The organism is Streptomyces vulcanius (assembly GCF_042653945.1).
Classification (GTDB): Bacteria; Actinomycetota; Actinomycetes; order Streptomycetales; family Streptomycetaceae; genus Streptomyces; species Streptomyces mangrovi.
Genome location: NZ_JBHSFK010000002.1, coordinates 436,185 through 456,210 on the forward strand (window position 1 = coordinate 436,185; position 20,026 = coordinate 456,210).

At 69.5% G+C, this 20,026-nt stretch carries 21 protein-coding genes and 1 pseudogene; 12 read left to right on the forward strand and 10 right to left on the reverse strand.

All coding sequences use genetic code 11. The features are described from left to right. The first annotated feature begins 89 nt into the window (after window positions 1–89). Window positions 90–1,700 carry an MFS transporter gene (locus tag ACFPIH_RS04500; protein ID WP_381168375.1) on the forward strand — a complete coding sequence of 537 codons (1,611 nt, stop codon included), beginning with the start codon at window positions 90–92 and terminating at the stop codon, window positions 1,698–1,700. A gap of 231 nt (window positions 1,701–1,931) precedes the next feature. Here ACFPIH_RS04500 and ACFPIH_RS04505 read toward each other — a convergent pair whose 3' ends face one another. Further along, window positions 1,932–2,993, reverse strand: a complete 1,062-nt coding sequence (locus tag ACFPIH_RS04505; protein ID WP_381168377.1) for a Clp protease N-terminal domain-containing protein — start codon at window positions 2,991–2,993, stop codon at window positions 1,932–1,934. 281 nt (window positions 2,994–3,274) lie between these two features. Beyond that, the gene (locus ACFPIH_RS04510) at window positions 3,275–3,583 is read right to left on the reverse strand and encodes a hypothetical protein (RefSeq protein WP_381168379.1); all 309 of its coding nucleotides are present in this window, start codon (window positions 3,581–3,583) and stop codon (window positions 3,275–3,277) included. Window positions 3,584–3,783: 200 nt separating this feature from the next. Between ACFPIH_RS04510 and ACFPIH_RS04515 the strand changes: the two are divergent. Continuing rightward, window positions 3,784–4,251 (forward strand): annotated as a pseudogene (locus tag ACFPIH_RS04515) (TetR/AcrR family transcriptional regulator); the annotation flags it as partial. A gap of 13 nt (window positions 4,252–4,264) precedes the next feature. On the opposite strand, the gene ACFPIH_RS04520 reads toward ACFPIH_RS04515, so the two are convergent. From ACFPIH_RS04520 to ACFPIH_RS04530, 3 genes are all read right to left on the reverse strand, one after another. After that, the gene (locus ACFPIH_RS04520) at window positions 4,265–4,480 is read right to left on the reverse strand and encodes a hypothetical protein (protein ID WP_381168381.1); all 216 of its coding nucleotides are present in this window, start codon (window positions 4,478–4,480) and stop codon (window positions 4,265–4,267) included. Window positions 4,481–4,818: 338 nt separating this feature from the next. Then, window positions 4,819–5,571 (reverse strand): DUF2637 domain-containing protein, encoded by a 753-nt coding sequence (locus tag ACFPIH_RS04525; protein ID WP_381168383.1) that lies wholly within the window; start codon window positions 5,569–5,571, stop codon window positions 4,819–4,821. 15 nt (window positions 5,572–5,586) lie between these two features. Continuing rightward, entirely contained in the window at window positions 5,587–5,772 is a 186-nt protein-coding gene (locus ACFPIH_RS04530) for a hypothetical protein (protein WP_381168385.1), read from the reverse strand. 683 nt (window positions 5,773–6,455) lie between these two features. Here ACFPIH_RS04530 and ACFPIH_RS04535 point away from each other — a divergent pair. The 7 genes from ACFPIH_RS04535 to ACFPIH_RS04565 all read left to right on the forward strand — a co-directional run bounded on the left by ACFPIH_RS04535 (window position 6,456) and on the right by ACFPIH_RS04565 (window position 12,535). Beyond that, complete coding sequence (locus ACFPIH_RS04535) at window positions 6,456–6,923, forward strand: GntR family transcriptional regulator (RefSeq protein ID WP_381168387.1); 468 nt, start codon at window positions 6,456–6,458, stop codon at window positions 6,921–6,923. Continuing rightward, window positions 6,920–7,831, forward strand: a complete 912-nt coding sequence (locus ACFPIH_RS04540) for an ABC transporter ATP-binding protein (RefSeq protein WP_381168388.1) — start codon at window positions 6,920–6,922, stop codon at window positions 7,829–7,831. The genes ACFPIH_RS04535 and ACFPIH_RS04540 overlap by 4 nt, the downstream gene beginning before the upstream one ends. Then, window positions 7,828–8,784, forward strand: a complete 957-nt coding sequence (locus ACFPIH_RS04545; RefSeq protein ID WP_381168390.1) for a transporter — start codon at window positions 7,828–7,830, stop codon at window positions 8,782–8,784. Before ACFPIH_RS04540 ends, ACFPIH_RS04545 begins: the two co-directional genes overlap by 4 nt. 211 nt (window positions 8,785–8,995) lie before the next feature. After that, window positions 8,996–9,799 carry a class I SAM-dependent methyltransferase gene (locus tag ACFPIH_RS04550; protein WP_381168392.1) on the forward strand — a complete coding sequence of 268 codons (804 nt, stop codon included), beginning with the start codon at window positions 8,996–8,998 and terminating at the stop codon, window positions 9,797–9,799. Window positions 9,800–9,818: 19 nt separating this feature from the next. Next, a complete protein-coding gene (locus ACFPIH_RS04555; protein ID WP_381168394.1) occupies window positions 9,819–10,619 on the forward strand; it encodes a polysaccharide deacetylase family protein in 801 nt (266 codons plus the stop codon). A gap of 292 nt (window positions 10,620–10,911) precedes the next feature. Continuing rightward, entirely contained in the window at window positions 10,912–11,883 is a 972-nt protein-coding gene (locus tag ACFPIH_RS04560) for a glycoside hydrolase family 11 protein (protein WP_381168396.1), read from the forward strand. A gap of 91 nt (window positions 11,884–11,974) precedes the next feature. Next, window positions 11,975–12,535, forward strand: a complete 561-nt coding sequence (locus ACFPIH_RS04565; RefSeq protein WP_381168398.1) for a GNAT family N-acetyltransferase — start codon at window positions 11,975–11,977, stop codon at window positions 12,533–12,535. 15 nt (window positions 12,536–12,550) lie between these two features. On the opposite strand, the gene ACFPIH_RS04570 is transcribed toward ACFPIH_RS04565, so the two are convergent. Continuing rightward, window positions 12,551–13,426, reverse strand: a complete 876-nt coding sequence (locus ACFPIH_RS04570) for a 4Fe-4S domain-containing protein (RefSeq protein ID WP_381168400.1) — start codon at window positions 13,424–13,426, stop codon at window positions 12,551–12,553. A 52-nt stretch (window positions 13,427–13,478) separates the two neighbouring features. Next, window positions 13,479–14,753, reverse strand: coding sequence for an MFS transporter (locus ACFPIH_RS04575; RefSeq protein WP_381168402.1), 1,275 nt, complete (start codon window positions 14,751–14,753; stop codon window positions 13,479–13,481). Window positions 14,754–14,867: 114 nt separating this feature from the next. Here ACFPIH_RS04575 and ACFPIH_RS04580 point away from each other — a divergent pair, with 114 nt between their 5' ends. The 3 genes from ACFPIH_RS04580 (at window position 14,868) to ACFPIH_RS04590 (ending at window position 17,425) form a co-directional block, all read left to right on the forward strand. Beyond that, window positions 14,868–15,938 (forward strand): ArsR/SmtB family transcription factor, encoded by a 1,071-nt coding sequence (locus ACFPIH_RS04580; protein ID WP_381168404.1) that lies wholly within the window; start codon window positions 14,868–14,870, stop codon window positions 15,936–15,938. 9 nt (window positions 15,939–15,947) lie between these two features. Continuing rightward, window positions 15,948–16,463 (forward strand): glutathione peroxidase, encoded by a 516-nt coding sequence (locus tag ACFPIH_RS04585; RefSeq protein WP_381168406.1) that lies wholly within the window; start codon window positions 15,948–15,950, stop codon window positions 16,461–16,463. A gap of 83 nt (window positions 16,464–16,546) precedes the next feature. Next, the gene (locus ACFPIH_RS04590; protein WP_381168408.1) at window positions 16,547–17,425 is read left to right on the forward strand and encodes a MerR family transcriptional regulator; all 879 of its coding nucleotides are present in this window, start codon (window positions 16,547–16,549) and stop codon (window positions 17,423–17,425) included. A 115-nt stretch (window positions 17,426–17,540) separates the two neighbouring features. On the opposite strand, the gene ACFPIH_RS04595 is transcribed toward ACFPIH_RS04590, so the two are convergent. The 3 genes from ACFPIH_RS04595 to ACFPIH_RS04605 all read right to left on the reverse strand — a co-directional run bounded on the left by ACFPIH_RS04595 (window position 17,541) and on the right by ACFPIH_RS04605 (window position 19,919). Further along, window positions 17,541–17,753 carry a DUF397 domain-containing protein gene (locus ACFPIH_RS04595; protein ID WP_381168410.1) on the reverse strand — a complete coding sequence of 71 codons (213 nt, stop codon included), beginning with the start codon at window positions 17,751–17,753 and terminating at the stop codon, window positions 17,541–17,543. Window positions 17,754–17,965: 212 nt separating this feature from the next. Continuing rightward, window positions 17,966–18,820: a helix-turn-helix domain-containing protein gene (locus tag ACFPIH_RS04600; RefSeq protein ID WP_381168412.1), complete on the reverse strand. Its 855-nt coding sequence runs from the start codon at window positions 18,818–18,820 to the stop codon at window positions 17,966–17,968. 331 nt (window positions 18,821–19,151) lie between these two features. Next, the gene (locus tag ACFPIH_RS04605) at window positions 19,152–19,919 is read right to left on the reverse strand and encodes a GOLPH3/VPS74 family protein (protein WP_381168414.1); all 768 of its coding nucleotides are present in this window, start codon (window positions 19,917–19,919) and stop codon (window positions 19,152–19,154) included. Window positions 19,920–20,026: the final 107 nt, after the last annotated feature.

Consider the following 20,026-nt stretch of genomic DNA (forward strand, 5'->3'; position numbering starts at 1 on the left):
AATCGCTCCACCAACCTCGCGTCCGCCAATCAGTTGATCTCTGTGGCGGGTCACGGATCCATCCTCCGGGCAACTGGGACGATCCGCCCATGGCATCCAGGGCGGGAACTGCTGAGAGTTCGGCAACGGCGCGAATCGTCCTGCTGACACTCGCGACCGGTCAGTTCCTGATGGCGCTCGACAGCTCGGTCATGAACGTCTCGATCGCGACGGTGGCCGAAGACGTGGGCACGACCGTGACGGGAATCCAAGGCGCCATCACGGCCTACACCCTCGTGATGGCGATGTTCATGATCCCCGGCGGCAAGGTCGGCGCGCTGATCGGCCGCAAACGCGCGTTCACGATCGGCTGCCTCATCTACGGCTGCGGCTCCCTCACCACGGCGCTCGCACCGAACCTGCCCGTGCTGCTGCTCGGCTGGTCGTTCCTCGAAGGGATCGGAGCGTCACTCATCCTGCCCGCGATCGTGGCGCTCGTGGCCGGCAACTTCGCCACCGAACGCCGTCCCGCCGCCTACGGACTCGTCGCGGCCGCAGGGGCCGTGGCGATCGCGGTCGGGCCGCTCATCGGGGGTGTCGCGACGACGTACTTCTCCTGGCGATGGGTCTTCGCCGGCGAGGTCCTGCTCGTGCTCGGCATCCTGGTGCTCGCCCGCCGCATCGCCGACGCGCCGAGCGGCGAACGCCCGCGTATCGATCTCGTCGGCGCGGTGCTCTCCGCCGCGGGGCTCGGGATCTTCGTCTACGGCGTGCTCCGCTCGGACGAATGGGGCTGGTTCCAGCCGAAGCCCGACGCGCCCTCCTGGCTCGGGGTCTCGCTGGTCGTGTGGCTGATGCTGGCAGGTCTGCTCCTGATCTGGCTCTTCCTCCGCTGGGAGGCCCGCCTGGTGAAGCGGCACAGGGAACCGCTCATCGACCCGGCCATGCTGCACAACAAGCAGCTCACCGGCGGACTCACGATGTTCTTCTTCCAGTACCTCGTTCAGATGGGCGTCTTCTTCGTCGTACCGCTCTACCTGTCGGTCGCCCTGGGCCTGTCCGCACTCAAGACCGGCGCCCACATCCTGCCGCTCTCCGTGACACTGCTGGCGGCCGCGATCCTGATCCCCCGCTTCTTCCCCGACGTCTCGCCGCGGCGGGTGGTACGGCTGGGGATCCTCGCGATGCTCGCGGGCGCGGTGGCCCTGATGGCCGCGCTCGACGCGGACGCCGGCGCGGAAATCGTCACCATCCCCCTTCTGTTGATCGGGCTCGGCATGGGCGCGCTGGCGTCCCAGCTCGGGTCGGTCACCGTGTCCGCGGTGCCTGAAGCACAGAGCTCGGAAGTCGGCGGCGTCCAGAACGCCGCCACCAACCTCGGCGCCTCGATCGGCACGGCACTCGCCGGGTCGATCATGATCGCCGCGCTCACGTCTTCGTTCCTGACCAGCGTGGAGCAGAATCCGGCGGTCCCGGCCGAGGTCAAGAGCCAGGCGGCCGTCGAACTCGAAAGCGGCGTTCCCTTCCTGTCGGACGCCCAGCTCAAGACCGCCCTCGACGAAGCGGGCACGAGCACGGAGGTGACCGAGGGCGTGCTCGACGCGAACGCCGCCGCCAGGCTCGACGGCCTGCGCGCCGCACTCGCCATCCTCGCCCTCACCGCCCTCCTCGCGATGTTCTTCACCTCCCGGATCCCGAAGACCCAGCCCGGCTCGACGTAGCCGTAGCCGTAGCCGTAGCCGTAGCCACAGACGACGCGTCTGAGTCCCGGGGCACATCCCGGCTCCCGGCCATCGGGGCCGCTGACATCGGGGGGTTCACGCCTCAGTACCGCGCCCGGACAGCGTGCGGCACGCAGGGTCCATGAGCAGTACGCCGCAGCCCGGTTCTGCCTCAACGCCTGATCGCCTGGGTGGCAGGCGTGCTGGTGAAGCCCGGGACCGGATGCCCTGTCAGTCGCCGGGAGTGGCGGTGGCGGTCAGTGCGTGGATCAGTTGCCGGGCGCGGGTCTCCTCGCTCAGGAGGATCTCGACCAGGGGGCCGGTGCCCGGATCGGCCATCGATTCGCTGCCGGAGTCGGCCGGCCTCACCGCGCTCGGGCCTGCGGCCTCGTCGAGGTACTGCGCGACGGGCCGGGGGTCGGCCGTCAGACGGACGCGATCGCCGGTCAGGGCGCTGTGGACCGAGGTGTAGTCGATGCCCAGGCGGGCCAGTCGCTCACCGCCCGTGTACCGGGTGTCGGGAGCGGGAGCGCTCTCCCCCGCCAGATGCGGGTACTGGAGTGCGACCTCGTGGGTGGCCAGAACCGCCAGCAGGACATGCTCGGTGCCCACCGCGCTGTTCCCGAGGCGATGTGCCTGCTCGTAGGTCTCCATTCCGACCCACCAGGCGGGCTTCGACGCCAGGTTGGTTCCGACGTTCTTGACCAGCCACCGCTTCCAGAAGGGCATGTGACGGTAGTGGTCACGGCCGAGAAGAACGTCGCGGGTGGCGTGCAACAGGGGGGTGAGGCCGTCCTCCCGGCCCCCGCTGCCGCCGCCGTCGAGGCGGACGCGTACGGCTTGCGGTGAGATACCGCAGGCTTGCAGCAGCTCCACCGCGCGGTTGTCCTCCTCCAATAGCGCCCGCAGCAGATGAACGGCGCCGAGCTTCGCCGCGCCTTCCCGTTGTGCCTGCTCCATCGCCGAGGTCAGCGCCCTGGCCGCGGCGCCCGTGAAGCGGTCGCGCCGGTCTCCGTCTTCGCCCAGCACGTCCTGCGCGGCAACGCTTCCCTCGACGTCGTCGGCACCGCTCCACGCGCCGTCCCGGCCCATCCTGTCCCGCAACACCGCCAACAGCGCGTTCCTGGTCGCCCCTTCATCCGTGAGTGCTTCGCGCGCGGGCCCCTTGGCCGCGGTGATGCCGGCCAGCAGATGCTCGGTACCGATGGCTGCCCCGTCGGTCGCCAACTTCGCGCCGCGGGCGGCCCCCAGGACTCCCACGGTGTTCCAGTCGGGCTCCTTGATCGCTTCCATGCTTCCTTTCCTCTTCTTGCTGGTCCTGGTGTGCAGCCTCCCCACCCGGGGCGGAGACCGCATCGCCCCAGAGGCGGACATCCAACTGCCTCTCTGGGTGCACTTGGTCCTACTGAGGCCGTGCTACCTGGGACAACGCCGTTCTGGAACCGCGGACCATCGCAGCGGGTGGGAGGCACACCAACTCAGGGCCCGGCCCCCGCCCAAGTTGCTGCGGGACGAGGAAGTCCACGCCCCATCCGGCCACCACGGTCGTCAGGCGTGTGTCCTGCCTGAACCGTTCAGGAGCAATTGCAGGACCAGGCGTAGGCGATGAACACGGCGGCCACGGCAAACGTTGTGGCCGCCGCGCCGGCCAGCCGTCCGCGCCACCCTGGCTTGGCAGGACGAAGCAGCTCCCAGCCGCCATAGCCGAGGAAGACCAGCAAGGCACCGCCTACGCCCCCGGTGACGAGCGGGCTGCGCTCCCATCCCCAGACAAACCCCAGAGCCAGACCCCCCACGACAAGGCAGGCGACCACCGTCAGCACTGCCTCTCCGGCCATCTCCTCCAGGAGTTCTCTCAGGAACGAGCCGGCGCCGCGGATCACGCGCAAGACACGACGCCGAGCTGCAGGAACAGCCACACGCCCCCCAGAGCCCTCTCGAATGATCGGACCCTACGAAATCGCGATGCGTCGGGGAAGAGCGATCAAAGCCATCTGTTCAGGAGCGGAGTACCGCAACCACACCGTCCAAGCACGAGGGCCGACGACCACGAGCGCCCGGCAGCGATCTCTCGAGCCGTCGAGCCACCCCCAGCATGTACGCGGCCTTCGGCAACAAGGAGGAGCTGTTCCGCAAGGCCCTGGAGCGCTACACCGATGGCCCGAGCGCATACCTGCCCCGGGCCCTGGAGGAGCCGACCGCCCTCGCCGTCGCCACCGCGATCCTGGCCGGCACCGTTCGAACCACCACCCGCCCGGCCCATCCCCACGGATGCCTGGGAGTCCAGAGCGCCCTGACCGTCAGCGACGCCGGGCGGGACGTCCGTGACCTTCTCGTCGTCTGGCGCAACGACGGCTACTCCCGCGTCCGCGAGCGGTTCCAGCGAGCCGTCGACGACGGTGACCTGCCTCCGGAGGCCGATCCGGGGCTACTGGCCCGCTACGTCACCACGTTCGCCCATGGCATCGCCGTGCGAGCCGCGAGCGGTCTTGGCCGCGATGAACTCCAGGAGATGGCCGACGCCGCCCTGCGCAGCTGGCCACTGTCCTGAGACAAGGCCGCGGTCACCCGGCTCTGCGCCGGGTGCCACGACATCGGGAACGACGGCTGACGGTCGGCACCCCCGAGACGTCAGGACATCCGTCGTACGCCGTGCAGCCACCGGGCACGCCGTAGGTGAGGCGGGTGCTGCGGGGGACGTCGTTCATCGCGATGGTCGGCACGTCCCCGATCAGCGGCCCGTAGAACACCGGCGTGCCGTGCGTGCGCAGTACCTTCACTACCCCAGTGACATTCGCAGTTGTGCTCATCCGGACGTGCGGTCATGCCGTGGAAGGTGACGGAGAGATTCATCAGCGGCGCCGGACAGCAGCATGCCTGGGCGGGCCGGCACAGCCCTTCGGTGGCAGGCGGTGCGCCTGCCCGAAGGGTGGAGCGGCTGCCACCAGCATGCTGCTGATCGAGCCCGAATCGGCGGCGGCTGTGGTGGGGTTGCTGCTGGATTCCGTTCCGGGCCCACCCCCAGGTTCAGAACTGTGGAGAAGGCCCAGGTCGGAGGCCCGGGCCTTTTTGTTGTGCTCTGGGTTTCAGAGGGCACTGCGGGCTTGTGGTTGTGGCGCTACTGGCGGTGACGGGGCGACCCCTGCCGCGGTGGCAGAGTCAAGGTGATTTGTCGGACGAGTTGCTGGAAGCATGCCAGGGACGCGAGGGCGGGCAGGGCGGCTCCGGCGATACCGGTGAAGGTCCTCTCGGCCTGAGCCACGCACAGCATGATCGCGACGGAGGAAAACAACAGAACGATGAACCAGGAGTGCAAAGCCCGGCGCTGATGCAACGCAGTTCGCAGGATGGAGAGAGAGGCCACCATCCAGGGGCCATACACGAGAAGAGGCCACTGAGGGATCATCCCGCTCTTCGTACCGGACGAGATGTTCTGCAGAGGCCCATAGGCCACCATGCCGCCGAAGACGCTGACCATCGCCACGATGACGGCAACGAACGCGACGATTACGAAGCTGCCGGTCTGTAACCACTTGAGTCGGAGTTTACGGACCCGCATCTTCCGATGCCCGGCGGAAGAGCGTCGGATGGGCGGAAGCTGAGCGGTGATCTGCGCCAGGTTCTCCATCGGGTCGGTGAGGCCGACGCCGGATGACGACTCGCTGCGAGGTGGCGGTACCGCGGACGCCTGCTCCGCCGCCGGAGCTGCCTCCTGCAGGAGATAGGCAAGTTCCTCGACCGGGTCCCAGACCGAGTCCGGGGGCAGCGCATCGACGGGACCACCGTGCCAGCCAGTACCCGACCCGTACGGGTATGCGTCGGAATACCATTCACCCCGCGCAAAGGAGGGATCCGCATAGTCGTGATTCATGAAAACCCGCCCCCTTCACGCGCGGTCCGCGTGGCAGCCGGACTTCTCCTGGTCGTTCCACCGCCGATTGAGTTCCTCCTGGGCCGCCTCCAGCAGCGCGAGGAACTCGCGGAGCAGTGACTCAGTGACCTGGAGCTCGACCCCCGCGCCCCCATGCAAGGCGCCACGCGGCTCAAGGGCCGAGCGCGTCACACCAGGCATGTAGGTGTATTTCCCTGCTTTCACATCACGGGTCGCAGGCATTTTATCGTTCCCCGTGCCGCGGTGAGGCAATCCATGGGACCTTGCTTTCGCCATATCCCGCTAACGCCGCCACCACTCCTCCAGATGCGCGGCAAATGAGTGACAGAGGCGCAGCGGAAACGTTGAGGAGAGCGTTTCTTCATTAATGTAATCCGCGTCTCGCTGCGCACGTTATGAGTCGAGCGGGTTGTCTTCTCAAATCCCCCTGAGTAGGAAATAGGATTCGCGGCCGGTATTGATCTTCAAAGCGTGCGCACACCTGCGGGCCGTCGCAGCAGGTGAGAGGGACGCCGGCTCCAGGTCGAGTGCCCGCCCACGTCGCTTCGGGCGAGAGGTCGTAGATCGCGCCGCTCAGTACGGCCGGGGGATCCCGTGCTCCCGCGATGCCTCCTCGTAGCGCGTCAGCCGAGCGTCGAGGCCCGTTAGGACCGGGCACACAGGACGAACAAGAGCGCGACCGGAGTCGGTCGACCGGTCCACGTGGCCTGCGGCGGCCGGGGCGATGGTCGGGGCGGCGCGCCGGCACGGCTCCTACGCGCCCTGCGCGACCTGCGCGCCTCCGGTGGGCGGTGGGGCTGTTTGACATCGGTGGCGCGTCGAACCATGCTTGTATTAATTCATTAATGGAAGTACGTTGAGGCATGGAAGGTGACGTGGTCGAGTACCGGATCGACCGAGGCAGCGGTGTACCGGCCTACGTGCAGATCATCGAGCAGACCGAACGGGCGCTCCGGATGGGCACGTTGCAGGTCGGGGACAAGTTGCCCACGGCCAGGGAGGTGGTGGCGGCGACCGCCATCAACCCCAACACCGTGCTGCGGGCCTACCGCGACATGGAGCAGGTCGGCCTGGTCGAACTACGCCGCGGACTGGGGACCTTCGTGACGCGGTCGCTCGCCCGGCCCAGCTCGGAGAACGACTCCCCGCTGCGGCGGGAAGTCACCGACTGGACGGCACGGGCGCGGGCGTCGGGGTGGGAACGGGCCGACATCCTCGCCCTGGTCACAGCCGCCCTGGATGTCTACGAAAACGAGCACGACACCCAAACCCCATCCCCATCCCCATCCCCATCCCCCGGGCGACCGGGAGCGGAACAGGAGGACGCATGACCGGGCCTGACGCGCCGGCCGCGCTGAGCGCCACGGGACTCGGATTCCGGTACCGGACGCGGGGCGGCTGGGCCCTGCGGGACTGTGAGTTCACCGTCCCCGGCGGCCGTATCACCGCCCTCGTAGGACGCAACGGCGCCGGCAAGAGCACCCTGCTGCACCTGGCCGGCGGCCTGCTGCGGGCCGATTCCGGGGAGCTGTGTGTGCTGGGCACCGCACCGGGCACGTCCGAGGCCCGCGCCCGGGTCGCCCTGCTTGCCCAGGACAAGCCGCTCTACCCCCGCTTCACCGTGGCGGACACCCTGCGGATGGGCCAGAAGCTGAACTCCGCGTGGGACCAGGCGGCCGCCGAGCAGCCCGTCCGCGAGGGTGACATCCCGCTCCACGCCCGCGTCGGCGAGTTGTCCTCCGGGCAGCGCACCCGCGTCGCGCTCGGCCTGGCGCTCGGCAAGCGGCCCGAACTCCTGCTTCTCGACGAGCCCATGGCCGACCTCGACCCCGTGGCACGAGCCGGGATCATGGCGGGGCTGATGGCCGAGGCCGCCGAGCGAGGCATGAGCATCGTGCTGTCCTCGCACGTCCTGCCCGAACTGGAGGAGACCTGCGACTGGGTGCTGGTGCTGCGGGACGGCCGCGTCGAGCTGAGCGAGGACGCCGAGGCAGTGCGCGAGAGTCACGCCGTACTGACCGGACACGCCGACCAGGCCGACGTCCTTGCCGGACAACACACCGTCGTACAGCGCCGGACCGCCGGCAGACAGACCACCGCCCTGATACGGCAGCGCGGACCGCTGCGCGGCGACTGGCACGTCGAGCGGCCCAGGCTGGAGGACATCCTGATCGGCTACCTCCAGGCCGGTGACCCGGGGCACCCCGCCCCCGCCGAGCGGACGGAGGCGGCGGCGTGAAGGGCTCCCTCTGGCTCGCGTGGCGCCAGCAGCGGATGCTGGTCGGCATCGGCGCGGCCGTCCTGGCCGCCGCCGCGGCGATCGCCGCGTACTACCGCTCGGGCATGCTGGACGAGCTGAACAGCGGGCGGTTCGCCGACTGCGCCCCCGATCCGCTGCACTGCACACAACCCGTCACCGGCGTGCCCCTGCTGCTGGACGTCGAACCGCTGACGTACCTCGGGGTGCTGAACATCGTCCTGCCCGTCGTCATCGGCGTCTTCTGGGGCGCCCCGCTGCTGGGCCGCGACCGGGAACTCGGCACGTACCGCATGGTGCTCGCCCAGGGCGTGAGCCGCCACCAGTGGTTCGCCTCCCGGTTCGCCCTCGCCGCGGCGGCCACGGCGGCCCTCTCCGGCCTGCTCGCGGGAGCGTTCGCGTGGTGGTGGCGACCGGCCGCCGACCGGAGTTACGGCCTGTTCTGGTACGAGAACACGGCACTGAGCGGCTCGGGTCCGCGCGTCGTCGCAGCCTCCCTGTTCGGCCTGGCGGCCGGCACACTGCTGGGCCTGCTGGCCCGCCGGGTCCTGTCGGCGATGGGCCTGACCCTCCTGCTGACCGGGGCGATGACGCTCGTGCTGGAGTGGACACACAGGACGCGCCTGCTGGTCCCGCCGCACATCTACACCAGCGCCGGCATCATGCCCAAGCCGCTCATGGGCGACAAGTGGTCGGCCGGCCACTACGGCCTGGTCACCGCGTCCGGCCGCCGCGACGACGTGATGAACTGCCCCTTCCCCTCGGGCGCCCAGCTCACGGAATGCATGGACCGGCACGGGTACGTCGCCCGCTACTACGAGGCCAACCCGGCCGGCGACTACTGGACCTTCCAGTGGGCCGACACCGCCGTCCTCGGCGGCCTGGCCCTTCTGCTCACGGTCGTGACCGTGCTGGTCCTGCGCCGCCGCGTCTGACCCAGGCGGCCCCATCGGCCCCGTCCCGCCACGTCTGACCCCGGCGGCCGCATCGGCCCCATCGGCCTCATTCCTCTACACCAACCCCATTTCGCCGTATCGGCACGTCCCGCCGCATCGAGACGTCCCCTTCACCCCTCTGTCTCCTTCCATCCCCTTCCATCCCCTTCCCCCCTCACCGGGTCCCCTTTCGCACGGAGGTCGCTTCGCCATGCCCGCTGACGCCAAGTCGCCGAAGAAGCTGCGCAACAATCGCGCCGCCCTCACCCACAAGATCGGTTACGCCCTGCGCCACCCCGGCCGCGTCACGCCGTACCTCCGCCGGTCCGGCCGGGACGCCTGGCTGCGCCTGATCCACCCCGACCACGTCGGCTACTACCGGGCCGTGATGGCCTCGGACACCCGCCGCAACCCGGAGGCCGCGGTCGGCAGCCAGACCCACGACCGCTGGCTGGCGCTCGGGCAGATGCAGTTCGACTACCTCGTCGAACACGGGCTGCGCCCCGAACACCGCATGCTCGACATCGGCTGCGGCAACCTGCGCGGCGGCTGGCGCTTCATCAGCCACCTCGACACCGGCAACTACTACGGCACCGACATCTCGCCCGACATCCTGATGGCCGCCAAGAAGACGCTCACCGAGCGCCGCCTCCAGGACAAGCTGCCGCACCTGACCATCACCGGCGATCTCACCCTGGACTTCCTGCCGAGCAACCACTTCGACGTCGTCCACGCGCACAGCGTCTTCTCCCACTCGCCGCTGGAGGTCATCGACGAATGCCTCGCGCACGTCGGCCGCGTGCTGACCGACACCGGGTTCTTCGACTTCACCTTTGACCGCACCGAGGGCACCGAACACCAGGTGCTGCGCGAGGACTTCTACTACCGCACCGAGACCCTCCTGGAACTCGCGCACAAGCACGGCCTGCAGGCGTGCTTCATGGAGGACTGGGAGAAGCGTCCGCACGGCCAGTCGAAGATACGCGTCAGCCGCTCGCCCCTGCCCACCACCTGAGGGCTGTCAGGGACCTGACATGCTCATCGTCTCTCGCAGGTCACGGCTCTTCGCCCTCGCGACAGCCGTGGCCACCGTCCTGGCCGGCGCGCTGATTCTGGCCCTGACGTTCACGACCTATGAACGCACCTCGCCGCGCGAGGCCCGCAGCAAGGCCTCGACATCGGGACCGGGATCGGGATCGGGATCGGAATCCGTGGCCGGGAACGTCGACTGCCGCAGGGCGAAGTGTGTGGCCCTCACCTTCGACGGCGGCCCCAGCCTCACGACCCCCGGGCTCCTGGACATCCTGAAGCAGGAGGATTTGCACGCGACGTTCTTCGTGCAGGGCAAGGGGCACATCGCGAAATACCCCGAGATCCTGCGTCGCATCTCGGACGAGGGGCACGAGATCGGCAATCACACGTGGACCCACCCGAGGTTGACGGACATCGACGCGGACGACGCCCGTCACGAGCTGACCCGGACACAGGACGCCGTCGAGAGGATCACCGGCATCAGACCCGTCCTGATGCGCCCACCGCAGGGCCGCACCAACCGCGAGGTGGCCGAGATCTGCCGGGACTTGGGGCTGGCGCAGGTGTTGTGGAGTGTCACGGCCAAGGACTACGAGACGACCGACTCGGCCCTGATCACCGAGCGGGTGCTCGACCAGACCCGCCGCGACGGCATCATCCTGCTGCACGACCTGCACAAGGGGACCGTGCCCGCCGTCCCGGGAATCATCAAGGCGCTCAAGCAGCGCGGCTACACCATCGTCACGGTGTCGCAGCTGCTCGCCCCCGCCAAGCCGCAGCCGGGGATGGCCTACCGGCCCTGAACCCCCGTGCACCACCGTGCACCACCGTGCACACAAGCGTTCTTGACGGACCGGAAAGGCTTCGAAACATTCGGAACAGGAGCACCAGCATTCTTGATCTAGGAATCCCGAATGATCGACTGCCAACTCGACCCAACCCGAAGGCATCCCTATTGAACAGGCATGATGTTGCCATACATAAACACCACGGAGATCGAATGTTTCGGATCAATTGCCGAAACTATTGACAGCTGACAGGGTCATACCAAAACTGCCTTCATCGGCCTCACAAGGATGAGGAGGAAGCACCCACATGAACACGAATCGCAGAAGCGGCCGCTTACGGCGGCTCATCAGCGGGGTCTGCACCGCACTGCTGGTCGTCCTGGCCGCGATGACGCTGCCAGGCACCGCGCACGCCGACACGGTCGTCACCACGAACCAGACCGGCACCAACAACGGCTACTACTACTCGTTCTGGACCGACGCACCGGGCACGGTCTCCATGAACCTGAGTGCCGGCGGCAGCTACAGCACCTCCTGGAGCAACACCGGGAACTTCGTCGCCGGCAAGGGCTGGGCCAACGGCGCACGCAAGAGCGTGACCTACTCGGGCTCCTTCAACCCGTCCGGCAACGCCTACCTGGCCCTCTACGGATGGACGTCGAACCCGCTCGTCGAGTACTACATCGTCGACAACTGGGGCACCTACCGGCCCACGGGAACGTTCATGGGCACCGTCACCAGCGACGGCGGTACGTACGACATCTACAAGACGACGCGGTACAACGCCCCCTCCGTCGAGGGCACCAAGACCTTCGACCAGTACTGGAGTGTCCGGCAGTCGAAGAGGACAGGCGGCACCATCACCACCGGCAACCACTTCGACGCCTGGGCCCGCGCCGGAATGCCCCTCGGCAGCTTCAGCTACTACATGATCATGGCAACCGAGGGATACCAGAGCAGCGGCAGCTCCAACATCACGGTGGGCGAGGCGAGTTCGGGCGGTGGCGGCGGCAGCGCGTGCACCGCGACGCTGTCCGCGGGCCAGTCGTGGAGCGACCGGTACAACCTCAACGTCGCCGTCACCGGCTCCAGCAACTGGACCGTGACGATGAACGTCCCCTCCCCCGCGAAAATCCTCTCCACCTGGAACATCACCGCCGCCTACCCCAGCACCCAGGTCCTGACCGCCAAACCCAACGGCAACGGCAACAACTGGGGCGCCACCATCCAGCACAACGGCAACTACACCTGGCCCACGGTCACCTGCACCGCGAGCTGACCCCACCCACCCCGTCCAGGAGGCCACCCGGCCACCCCGGTCTCGGCCCGTCCAGCGGCACACCGTCGACCACACGGCTTACGATCGGCGGATGCCGATGCCTGTCATATCTCCGGTCGTCCTGCGCGCGAAAGCCACCCCCACCGCCCCCGAACTCGTCCTCCGCCCCTGGTCGGACGCCGACGCGGCCGCGCTGGTCGAGGTGTTCGAGGACCCCGTGCTCCGTCACTGGACCAACGTGCCCGCCCCCGACGAGGCCGGAACAGGCGTACAGGACTGGCTGGAGACCCAGCGACACGGCTGGGCCACCGGGGAACGCTTCGCCTTCGCCGTGCTCGAGGCGGACGACGCGCTGGTGGGCCATGTCGTCCTCAAGGACGGCGCCGAGGTCGGCTACTGGACGGCGACCCGTGCCCGCGGCCGGGGCGTGGCCCCCCGGGCCCTCGACACCCTGACGGCCTGGGCGTTCACCGCCTTCTCCGGCACCGCCGTCTCCGGCACCGGCCTCACCTCTCTCCGTCTCGTCCACCAGTCCGACAACCACGCGTCCTGCCGGGTCGCGGAGAAGACCGGCTACGCCCTCCACGACATCCTCCGGGCGGCGCCTCCCGCCTTCCCCCGCGACGGTCATCTGCACGTGCGCCGGGCCTGAGCTGCCCTGCCCTCCTCACCACCGAACCGCCGTGAAGTCGACTGCCTGGGGCCGGAGTTGGCTTACACGAGTGGTCAAGGCCCTTAGCCTGGCGGTCATTTCGGGCTCCGGGAGGTGGCGGCGGGAGCCGTGGCCCGGGAGGAGCCAGGAGAACCGGAGCCGTGGGGCGGTGCGGGCCAGGGAGGCGGCCAACTCCTCGACGGAGTACCAGGTCACGCTCTCCGCGACGGCCAGATCACCGGTCGCGCGGGACCAGTAGAAGCTGTCCCCGGTGAAGCAGTGGCGGTCGTCGGCGACGTAGAGGACGCTGCCCCGGGTGTGTCCGGGGAACGGATGGGCCGTCACCCCCTCGGCGACGGGGACCGGGTCCAGGCCGTGGATCACCTGGTCGGCGTCCGGGACGGCGTCCAGGTCGCCCTCGTGGATCCAGAGGCGGGCGCCGAAGTGGTCGGCGTAGCGGCGGCCGTGGGCGGCGTGGTCGCGGTGGGTGAGGAGTACGTCCGTGACGGCGCCGGCCGTCGCGGTGAAACGGTCGGCGAGGGCGGGGCTCCAGCGCGGGGTGTCGATCATCATCGCGGTACCGGACGGGCGGCGCAGGAGGTAGGCGGTGGCGCCGGCGGTGTTACGGGAGTGGTGGCCGCAGAGCAGGACCTGCTCGTCCAGGGCGAGGGGGTACGGGTCGGCCGACGCCGGTAAGGGTCCCGGGCGGTACCGGACCGAGCGGGTGGGGCAGGCGAAGGCGGCGGCCTGGAGGAGACGTGCCTCGTCCTCGTCCTCGGGTTGGCGTACGAGGACGGAGCCGCCGTCGCGCTCCTGGATGAGGCCGGGGGCCAGTTGCCTGGCGGCGTCGCAGTTGGCGCAGCGGGGGTCCACGTACCAGTCGTCGTCCATGATCGTTCCTTCAGGCGTCAGGCGTCAGGCATAAATCGTCAGGCATCAGTCGTCAGGCCTCAGAGGAGGTCTTGGGAGGCCCTTCCAGAGATAGCCCAGGGGTGTCGCCGACCGACAGCCCCTCACGATCTTGTTCTTTCGGCGCGGAGGCACTCTGCCGGTCGCCGCTCCTGCCCGCCGCCGCGAGCGTCACCGTGACGGCGATCGAGGTGAGCGCCATCGCCGTCATCGCGACCGCGGGCGAGGTGAGTTGGGCGACGGCGCCCGCGGTCGTCGCGGCCACGCCCTGCAGGGTGAGCATGCCGGCGGAGTGCAACCCCAGGGCGTGGCCCGCGAGTTCGGGCGGGGTGAGCGACATGAGGCGTTCCTGCTGGACCAGACTCGCGCCGAAGCCGACGGAGGCGAGGGCGGCGCAGGCGGCGGCGAGCGGGAGGGCGGGGTGGAGGGCGAAGAAGGCGTAGGGGGTGGCCAGCAGGAGCAGCAGGGGGGTGGCGAGGCGGACTCTGGCCGCGGGCGGTAGCAGCCGGCCCACGGTCACGTCACCGGCCAGCATGCCCAGCGCCGCGCACGCGAACAGGGTGCCCGCCGCGTCGGGGGCGTACGGCACGAAGAGCGCCTCGCAGCCGACGACCAGCCCGTTGGGCAGCCACAGGCCGAGGTAGGTGAGGCGGCGCGGGCGCGAGGACCACAGGACGGCGTTGGCGCGCCAGGTCGCGGCGGGCGAGGGACGGCCGACGGCGCGCTGCGGGCGGGCGGTCAGACCGAGGCGGGCGGTCAGGGCGGCGACGGCGTACAGGAGCGCGGCGAGCAGGAGGGTGGGTCGCGGGGCGAGGGTGGTGACGAGGGCGCCGCCGGTCGCGTAACCCGCCGTCTGGGTCAGGCCGCTCATGATGTTGAAGAGAGAACGCCCGGGCAGATAGGCCCCGTTGGCGCTCAGGATCTCGTTCAGCAGACCCCAGCGGACGCCTCCGCCGAGGGAGGCGATCAGCCCTTGGAGGAGTACGACGGCGAAGACGCCGGCGACCGGCAGGCCGGGGAGGGCCAGGGCGGCCGTGGTGGCGGCGAAGGCGAGGGAGATGCCGGTCAGTGCCGCTCTCGGGGGCAGCCGGTCGGCGCCGGAGAGGAACAGGGTCGCGCCCAGCACCTGCGCGAGGGACGGGCCGAACATGCTCACCGCCGAGAGGAGCGGGGAGTCGGTGGCCTCGAACACGAGCGTGCCGAGGGCGAGTCCGCCCACCGTCTGGGCGACGGTGTGGGCGGCGGAGGAGAGGAAGAGCGGGGTGAACTCCGGGGTGCGGAAGAGGTGTCGGTAGGTCCTGGTGGGCATGGGCGGAGTCTCGAACCGCGGCCGGGCGGACGGTTATTGTTTCGCGGTCACGCGAAAGGTCGTACGTGTGTCATATGGGGTTTATGTGCGTCATACGGATGCGGAGGGGACGTCGTGGGCTGGTGGCAGGTCAACGCGGACACGTTGGCGCGGAGCCGGTTCGTGCTCTCGCCGCTCGCCGAGACCTTCGCGAGCCTGAAGCTGTTGCAGTGGGGCGTGGGGACGCATCCGGGCGAGCAGGAGTGGCTGCGGGAGCATCTGCCCAGCTACCGGGCCGAGTTGGCCGCCGATCCGGTGACCACGCTACTGATCCGCGCCGGGCTCGGGCGGAACTGGATCGCCGACTTCCTCACGCCCACCCCGAGGGACGGCGAGAGTTTCGCGGAGGGCGTGGCCCGGGTGCGGGCGGCGGAGCCCGCCGACGCCCGCGCACATCTGCGGACCTCCCTCGCCGGTCCGCTGCCCGGCGCCCTGGAGCGGGACGACCTGCCGGAGCGGGCGGCAGGGCTGTTGGAGTGGGTGTGGGAGACGACCGTACAGCCGTACTGGGAGCGTCGACGGCATGTCCTGGCGGGCGATGTGGTCGCTCGGACGGCGCAGGTCAGCCGGGGAGGGTGGGCGGCGGTGCTGGACTCGCTGCGGCCGGGGACGCGGTGGCTCGGGGAGAGCCGGTTCCAGGTCAACCGGCACGAGTACCCGCCCCGCGAGATCTCCGGCGCCGAGCTGGTGTTCGTGCCGGTCACGCCGAACGCGGGGTGGGTGTCGTGGGAGGGGCGGGAGCGGTACGCCGTCGTGTATCCGTGCGCGGGGGCGGCGCTGGCCGGGGACGGGCCGGGGCGGAGGGCGCCTTCCGGTCCCGGGGCGCCGGCCGGGGGCGGGAGCGGGCTGGGGGTGCCGTCCGGTCTCGGGGCGCTGCTGGGGGCGGCCCGGGCGGAGGTGCTGGTGCTGCTGGGGCGGGGGCCGTTGAGCACGTCCCAGCTGGTCGCGCTGACCGGTCAGGGGCTGGGGTCGGTGGGACGGCATCTGCGGGTGCTGCTGGACGCGGGGCTGGTGGAGCGGCGCCGGGCGGGGCGGTCGGTGCTGTACTCGCGGACGGGGGCCGGGGAAGTGCTGGTGGGCGCGGCGGCGGAGCGGCGGAAGAGGAGGATGCCCCCGGTTGGCCGAGGGTTCACCGTGCGGGACTAGCATCCCCGTATGACTACTGATGCCGTTTCCTCCCCCCTCTCCTCCCCCCTCGAAGTCGAGATCGGTGCGCTCAAGGGTGGGTCCGCGCAGCTCTCGGAGTACTCGGGGCAGGTCGTACTCATGGTGAACGTGGCTTCCAAGTGCGGGCTGACTCCGCAGTACACGGGGCTGGAGCGGCTCCAGGAGCGGTACGCCGCCCAGGGCTTCACCGTGATCGGGGTGCCCTGCAACCAGTTCCTCGGGCAGGAGCCCGGCACCGCCGAGGAGATCGCGGAGTTCTGCTCGGCGACGTACGGCGTGACCTTCCCGCTGACCGAGAAGGTCGAGGTGAACGGGGAGGGGCGGCACGCCCTCTACGAGCGGCTCGTCGGCTTCGCGGACGCCGAGGGCCACAGCGGGGACATCCGCTGGAACTTCGAGAAGTTCCTGATCGGCCGGGACGGCGAGGTCGTCGCCCGGTTCTCCCCGCAGACCGAGCCGGAGTCCGAGGACGTCGTGGCCGCGATCGAGAGCCGGCTCGGCTGACCGCTCGAACCCGTGGTTGACCCTGGTTGACCCTGCCCCTGGGGCAGGGCGGAGTCTCCTGGTCATCGGGCGAACGGCGCCCGGTGACGGAGGATGAGCCGGTGAACGACGACGAACTGCTGACCATCGGCGCGTTCGGCGCGCGGGCCCGGCTCTCGGCCAAGGCACTGCGCCTGTACGACCGGCTGGGACTGCTGGTCCCGGCGCACGTCGACGACGCCAGCGGCTACCGCTACTACCGCGCGGACCAGATCGAGCGCGCGCGGCTGGTGGCGCTGCTGCGGCGGCTGGACATGCCGCTGGCGCGGATCGCCGATGTGGTCGAGACCGGTGGCGCCACGGGCGCCGACCGGCTGGCCGCCTACTGGGCGGACGTCGAGGCACGTCTCGCGGCGCAGCGCACGCTCGCCGAGTACCTCCGTGGACGGCTGTCCGGAAGGAGTTCCGAGATGTACGGCAGGTTCGAGGTCGAGACGGTGGACGTGCCCGAGCGCGTGGTGATCACCGAGACACGGCACACGCTGGCGGACGAACTGCCCGCGTGGATCGGCACGTCGCTGGGACGGCTGGAGAAGGCCGCTGAGGCCTGTGGCGGGGTCACGGCCGCGCCCTTCGTCGTCTACCACTCCGAGGTGTCGATGGAGAGCGACGGGCCGGCGGAGGCGTGCGTACCGGTCGCCGACGAGGCGGCGGCGCGGGCATGGGCCGAGGAGCACGGTCGGTCCTGGCAGACCCGGGTGCGGGTCGAGCCGGCCCGGCGCCTCGCGTACACCCGGATCACCAAGGCGCAGGTGGCCCATCCGCAGATCCTGGCCGCGTTCGAGGCGGTGGAGGCGTGGATGAAGCGGGAGGGCTGGGACTACGACGGCCCCTGCCGCGAGGTCTACTTCGCCGACTGGGACGCGGCGGGGCCGCAGGACGCCGTGTGCGACGTGGCCTTCCCGGTGCGCCGCCCCGGGTAGGGCGGGCGCCGGGCGGCCAGGGCCGAGCCCCCTCGGCAAGGACGGCGATCTTGTCGAGAGGGCTCTGTCGGTCCTACCTGTGGAGTTGTCGTGCCCGAGCGGTTGCTGCCGGTTTTCAGCAACCTCGATTGAAGGTCCCCCGGCGCACCGAGGTCACGAACGACTGCCACAGGTCCGCGGAGAGCGCGATCCTGCAGCCGTCGGGAACCTTGGAGTCGCGCACGTACATCGTCTCGATTACCGGGGACAGGACCTCGACGCACGCCCCGTTGCCGTTGGTGTACGAGGACTTGGTCCACTGAGTCGTGGCCCCTTGCAGGATTGCCATGTTTGCTCCGATGGCGAGTTGCTGAGTGCTGTCGCCGCACTGCTGACACAGTGCGATTCGCGCCAACACTGTTGATCGTTGGCGCATTCGACGCTACCCGTCCGCTTGCCCTTTCGGAGGATCCATTCACTCGACCGGATGGCATATCCCAGCGGATCCTTCCGCCCGGAAGTACCGGAGGTGTATGATCCGGCCCGCATATTTCAGGGACCTCAGCGCGCGTACTCTTTCGCCATGTCCGAGATGAGTTGACGTGTTTGTTCCACGTTCAGTGCCTGTGCCCGGAGATGTTCGTACATCACGCTGTACTTCTGCACATCGGTCGCCTTCTCCAGGTAGAGGTCACTGGTCACGCCCTCGATGTACACCACGCTCGAGTCGGCCGCGTCCTCGAACTCCAGGAGCGTGTACTGGCCGTTGAGCCCGGAGTGCGCGCCCACGTCGAACGGCAGCACCTGCACGGTGATGTGCGGCAGCTGCGTCATCTCGATGAGGTGCTCCAACTGCTCGCGCATCACCGTCTTGCTCTCGACGACCCGGCGCAGACACGCCTCGTCCAGCACGGCCCACAGCCGCAGCGGGCTCTCCGCGGTGATGCGTTCCTGCCGCCGCAGGCGCACCTGGACGCGCTTGTCGATCTCGGCGTCCGGGGTCTCGGGCTGGGCCCCCCTGATGATGGCCTCGGCGTACGAGCGGGTCTGCAGCAGGCCGGTGACGATCTGGGGTTCGTACACCCGCAGCGACTCCGCGTCCGTCTCCAGGCCGATGTACACGCTGTAGGGGATGTCCCCGAACGCGTGCCACCAGCCCTGCTGGCGGGAGTCCTTCGCCATCTCCATCAGCGCGTCGACCATCCGCTGGTCCTCGACCTCGTACACCCCGCACAGGTCGCGCACGTCGCGCTGGCTGATGCTGCGCCGGCCGTTCTCCAGGCGGCTGATCTTCGACTGGGAGACAAGGAGGCGCTCGGCGACCTGCTCGGCCGTCATGCCCTTCTCCTCACGGAGTCGGCGCAACTCCTGGCCCAGACGGCGCCGCCTGACCGTGGGGTTGACATTGGACGTCACGGGACGCGCACCTCCGGCTGCATGCCTGTTGTTGACACTTTGCGTATCTGCTGTTGAGCAGACTGCCACCCAGGTGCTTTCTACCGCTGGAAAACGGTGGATATGCGGCCGGTACACGTCAGTTCGGGACAGCAACCCGAACAGAGGCCCGTGCAGGAACCCCGGCAGGAGCCCCGGCAGAGACCTGGGCAGGAGCCCGGACATGCGTCCGCGCGGGGTGGCGACGATCCACCACCCCGCGCGTCCGCGGCGGCTCCCGAACGGGTCATACGGGACTTGCGTGTTGCGGTCGTGCACATGCGCGCACGCACGCGTGTCGTGGAACTGCGGCTCAGTGGGCCACGACACGCGCCATGGAACTGCGCCGGGGCTGTGCCGGAACGCCACGGGCGGGCTCCGGTACTGGCCTGGCGCCCGGTCCGCCCGGTCCGCCTGGTCCGGCCCCCGGGGCCGCCGGGTTACGGCGTGGCTGGGCAGCCGCGCCGTTCTGGACGTCCATCACGGCGTGCGCGACGAGTCCGCCCATGGGGTCATGGCGGATCAGGTCCCGCAGCCGGGAGCGGGACGACCGTCCCTCGTTCCCCGGGTAGAGATGCTTGCCGAGGCCGACCGCGTGCGCCAGTGCGGCGAGCGCCGCGGTCCGCGGGTCCGGCGGCACGCCGGTGCGGATCGCGGAATCCAGCCGGGCCCTGATCTCCCGGCTGATGTCGTTGTCCGTCGCCTGGTAGCGAGTCGTCGGCAAAACTCCGCACATCTGGCCCGCTACGGCGGCAACCATGCCGCACCGCTCCAGATGCGAGAGGTAGGTCTGGCGCAGCCCGAGACGCGGCCCGCCGATCCAGTGAACAGCCCGTACGGGAGCGCCACGCCTTCGCAGCAACTCCAACGCGCAGTCCAATGTTGGATCTCCAGTCGGCCGTGGTGCCACCACGGCGATACGATCCCCGTCTGGGGCTATCCGTCCGGCCAGCGCCAGCTCCACTAGCTGCGCTCCGGCCAGACCAAGGTCGAGCGACTGCGGCTGTGCGGTGGTACCCGTGGTCGGGTCCAACGCCAGCAGCAACAACTCTTCCGGAAGAGTTCTGCGGCTCCTGCCCATCCATGCCTCCCCGCGTGGATGAATGACAGGGTGACCCCTCTCACATTGGTCTGTCGAGGGTGCGTGACCTGTTTGTAGTGGAACCAGTAGGTATGTCGTTCTCGTCT